Origin of the sequence: Bradyrhizobium genomosp. III (genome assembly GCF_000261705.1) — a bacterium.
GTDB lineage: Bacteria > Pseudomonadota > Alphaproteobacteria > Rhizobiales > Xanthobacteraceae > Bradyrhizobium > Bradyrhizobium ottawaense.
This window is the reverse complement of record NZ_AJQF01000422.1, coordinates 1-4,435: the sequence shown is the minus strand read 5'-3', so window position 1 is coordinate 4,435 and position 4,435 is coordinate 1. Positions and strand designations below refer to the sequence as shown.

At 65.5% G+C, this 4,435-nt stretch carries 3 protein-coding genes; 1 reads left to right on the top strand and 2 read right to left on the bottom strand.

The features are described from left to right. Positions 1–1,329, top strand: a 1,329-nt coding sequence (locus IC66_RS0133695) for an outer membrane beta-barrel protein (protein WP_038950592.1), incomplete at its 5' end; no start/stop codon positions are given. A 166-nt stretch (positions 1,330–1,495) separates the two neighbouring features. Here IC66_RS0133695 and IC66_RS0133690 read toward each other — a convergent pair. Further along, positions 1,496–2,947: a glutamate synthase subunit beta gene (locus IC66_RS0133690; RefSeq protein WP_038950591.1), complete on the bottom strand. Its 1,452-nt coding sequence runs from the start codon at positions 2,945–2,947 to the stop codon at positions 1,496–1,498. Between the two features lie 159 nt (positions 2,948–3,106). Further along, positions 3,107–4,435 (bottom strand): glutamate synthase-related protein (locus tag IC66_RS0133685; RefSeq protein WP_038950590.1); only part of this gene is annotated, 1,329 nt, incomplete at its 5' end.

Genomic DNA, 4,435 nt, shown 5'->3' with positions numbered 1-4,435 from the left:
TCGCCGGCGCCGACCACGGTGCCGCCGCCATCGACGCTCGGCCTGCCCAGAATCGCGCCGCCGCCATCCGCCTCCGCCAACAAGGCGCCGGTGCCGGCGGCGATGGCGGGCACCGTGCCCGGCCAGCCGCTGCGCCGTCGCCTCAAGGCGGATGACGATGCGTTTGGGGCCGTCGGCGACTACGCCGGCAGTTTTCTGATCAAGGGCGGGCTCGAGCTCTCCACCGGCTACGACACCAATCCTGCGCGTCTCAACAAGCCGGTGGGATCGCCGGTCTACGTCGTCGCACCCGATCTGCTGGTGATGTCCGACTGGGAGCGCCACGCGCTGGTCGCCGATCTGCGCGGCTCGTTCTCCGGCTACACCAACAACATGCCGGCGACGATCGACGGCTTTGCCTCGCCTTCGCCGGTCGAGATCAATCGTCCCGACTTCACTGGCCATGTCGACGGCCGCCTCGACGTCGACCGCGACCTCAAGCTGACCTCGCAGCTGCGCCTGCGGCTCGCCACCGACAATCCCGGCAGCCCGAACGTGCAGGCGGGCCTGCAGAAATATCCTGTCTACGCCGCCTACGGCACCACGGTCGGCTTCGACCAGACCTTCAATCGTTTCCAGGTTGCCGCGGGCGCCACCGTCGATCGCACCGCCTACACGGACTCCAAGCTCACCGACGGCTCGACATTCACCAACAACGATCGCGACTTCAACCAGTATGGCGGCATCGGGCGCTTCTCCTACGACCTCAAGCCCGGCCTGAAGCCGTTCGTCGAGATCCAGGGCGATTCCCGCGTCCACGATCAGGCCGCCGACCGCAACGGCTACTTCCGCGATTCCAACGGCGGTTATGCCAAGGTCGGCTCGTCCTTCGAATTCTCGCGCATCCTCACCGGCGAGATCTCGGTCGGCTATTCCGCGCGCAACTATACCGACCCGCGCCTCAGCCAGCTTGCTGGCTTCCTGACCTCGGGCTCGCTGATCTGGAATGCGAGCGGCCTCACCACGGTGAAATTCTTCACGGACACGCAGATCGCGGAGACCACCATCCCCGGCTCCTCGGGCGTCCTGGTGCGCACCTATTCGGCCGAAGTCGATCACGACTTCCGCCGCTGGCTGACGGCCGTCGGAAAATTCACCTACGGCACGCTCGACTACCAGGGCCAGAACCGCAACGACAAGACCTACTCGCTCGAAGGCAACCTGATCTACAAGCTCAACCGCAACATCTGGGTCAAGGGCACGCTGCGCCATGACATCCTGGATTCGAACCAGGCGGGCTCGAGCTCGCAGGGGACGGTGGTGATGGTCGGGGTGAGGCTGCAGAATTAGTGCGCCTGTCGGCACACGTCGGAGTGAGATGCCGCGCGGGGGCGAGGCTCTCTCCGCTCGTCATTCCGGGGCGCGCGAAGCGCGAGCCCGGAATCCATTTATCCACTAAGCTTGCGGCCTGATGGATTCCGGGCTCGCGCCAAGTGGCGCGCCCCGGAATGACAGCTCAGCGCGGCAGGTCCGTCTTCCCCATCAGGAACGTATCGATCGACCTTGCACACAGCCTTCCCTCGCGGATCGCCCATACCACCAGCGACTGGCCGCGGCGCATGTCGCCGGCGGTGAACACGTTCGGGCGGGAGGTCTGGTAGTCGAGCGTGTTGGCCTTGACGTTGCCGCGGGGGTCGAGCTCGACCGCGAGCATCTTGAGCAGGCCCTCGTGCACGGGATGGACGAAGCCCATCGCGAGCAGGACGAGGTCGGCATCGAGCTCGAACTCGGTGCCGGCAATCGGCTTGAACTTGTCGTCGACGTGCACGCAGTGCAGCTTCTTGACCTGGCCGTTCTCGCCGGTGAACTTCTGGGTCAGCACCGCGTATTCGCGCACGGCGCCTTCGGCCTGGCTGGAGGACGTCCGCATCTTGAGCGGCCAGTTCGGCCAGGTCAGGCCCTTGTTCTCGCGCTCGGGCGGGGCGGGCATGATCTCGAGCTGGGTCACCGACAGCGCGCCCTGGCGCAGCGAGGTGCCGATGCAGTCCGATCCGGTGTCGCCGCCGCCGATGACGACGACGTGCTTGCCGCCGGCCAGGATCTCCTGGACGCCGTTCAGCGGCTCCTCAGAGACGCGGCGGTTCTGCTGCGGCAGGAAGTCCATGGCGTAGTGGATGCCTGACAGCTCGCGGCCGGGAATCGGCAGGTCGCGCGGCGCTTCCGCGCCGCCGGTCAGCGCCACCGCGTCATACTCGTTGAGCATCTCGCGCGGATCGACATTGCCGTCAGCGCCGACATGGCTGTTGTAGTGGAAGGTGACGCCTTCGCCTTCCATCTGCTTGACGCGGCGGTCGATGACGCCCTTCTCCATCTTGAAGTCAGGGATGCCGTAGCGCAGCAGGCCGCCGGCCTTGGCGTACTTCTCGAACAGATGCACGTCGTGACCGGCGCGCGCGAGCTGCTGCGCGCAGGCCATACCGGCCGGGCCCGAGCCGATCACCGCGACCTTCTTGCCGGTCTTGACGGACGCGACCTCAGGCTTGAGCCAGCCATTGTCCCAGGCGCGGTCGACGATCGCGCATTCGATGGTCTTGATGGTGACGGGGTTGTCGTCGATGTTGAGCGTGCAGGAGGCCTCGCACGGCGCCGGGCAGATGCGGCCGGTGAACTCCGGGAAATTGTTTGTCGAGTGCAGGTTGCGCGAGGCTTCTTCCCAATTGCCCTGGTAGACGAGGTCGTTCCAGTCGGGGATCTGGTTGTTGACCGGGCAGCCGGGCGTGCCGGGCGCGACCGAGCCGGTGCCGTGGCAATAGGGAATGCCGCAGTTCATGCAGCGCGCGGCCTGGTCGCGCGTTTCCTTCTCGGTCAAGGGAAGGACGAACTCGTTGTAATGCTTCACGCGCTCGGCGACCGGGGTGTACTTGCGGTCATGCCGTTCGATTTCGAGAAAACCCGTGATCTTGCCCATTAAACCCGAAGTCCCTGCCGCTTAGTCGTTTGTTCTCTCACTCCTCATCCTGAGGAGCGGCGCGCTCTTCGCGCCGCGTCTCGAAGGATAGAGGCCCGGATGATGGTCTCATGGTTCGAGGCGGCGCTTTCCGCGCCTCCTCACCATGAGGGCTTTCTCTTACGCCCCGATCGCGATTTTCGGCTCGGCGTCCGCGTTGGCGGCCATTTCGCGCAGCGCGCGCCGGTACTCGACCGGCATCACCTTGCGGAATTTCGGCAGCCATTCCTTCCAATTGGCAAGGATGTCGGCGGCGCGCTTGGAGCCGGTCGCTTTCGCGTGGCGCGTGATCAGGACGTGCAGGCGCTCGACGTCGGAGTCGAGCAAATTCTTGAACACGTCGACCCGGCCATGCGCCTCGAGGTCACCGGAGTGATTGTAGGTGCCGGCGTTGATCAGCTCTTCCGACAGCACCGGCTCGAGCTCGACCATCGCCAGGTTGCAGAGCTTGTCGAAGTCGCCGGTCTCGTCGAGGACATAGGCGATGCCGCCCGACATGCCGGCCGCGAAGTTGCGCCCGGTCTTGCCGAGCACGACCACGATGCCGCCGGTCATGTATTCGCAGCAATGATCGCCCGCGCCCTCGACCACCGCAACGGCGCCCGAATTGCGCACGGCGAAGCGCTCGCCGGCGATGCCGCGGAAGTAGCACTCGCCCTGGATCGCGCCGTACATCACGGTGTTGCCGACGATGATGCTCTCTTCCGGCACGATGCCGCTGTTGGCCGGCGGCTTGACAATGATCTTGCCGCCCGAGAGGCCCTTGCCGACATAGTCGTTGGCTTCACCCTCGAGCTCGAAGGTGACGCCCTGCGCCAGCCACGCGCCGAAGGCCTGACCCGCGGTGCCCTTGAGGCCGACATGGATCGTGTCGTGCGGCAGGCCGGCATGGCCGTAGATCTTGGCGACCGCACCCGACAGCATCGCACCGGCGGAACGGTTGGTGCTGTTGATCGTGGCCTCGATCTTCACCGGCGCGCCGCGATCGAGCGCAGGCTTTGCCTTCTCGATCAGCGTGCGGTCGAGCACCGCTTCCAGATGATGGTTCTGGCGCTCGGAGTGATAGATCTTCTGGCCCTTCTCTTCCTTCTGCTTGACGAACAGCTTGGAGAAGTCGAGGCCCTTGGCCTTCCAGTGCGCGACCAGCTTGGTCTGGTCGAGCAGCTGAACCTGGCCGACCATCTCGTTGAAGGTGCGGAAGCCGAGCGAAGCCATGATCTCGCGGACTTCCTCGGCGACGAAGAAGAAGTAGTTGATCACGTGCTCGGGCTGGCCGGTGAAGCGCTTGCGCAGGACGGGGTCTTGGGTCGCGACGCCGACCGGGCAGGTATTGAGATGACACTTGCGCATCATGATGCAGCCGGCCGCAATCAGCGGCGCGGTGGCGAAGCCGAACTCGTCGGCGCCCAGCAGTGCGCCGATCACGACGTCACGGCCGGTGCGGAAGCC

What these genes read in the sequence shown, in the direction of transcription:
- IC66_RS0133690 (WP_038950591.1), bottom strand. Translation starts at nt 2,947, where the DNA reads ATGGGCAAGATCACGGGTTTTCTCGAAATCGAACGGCATGACCGCAAG.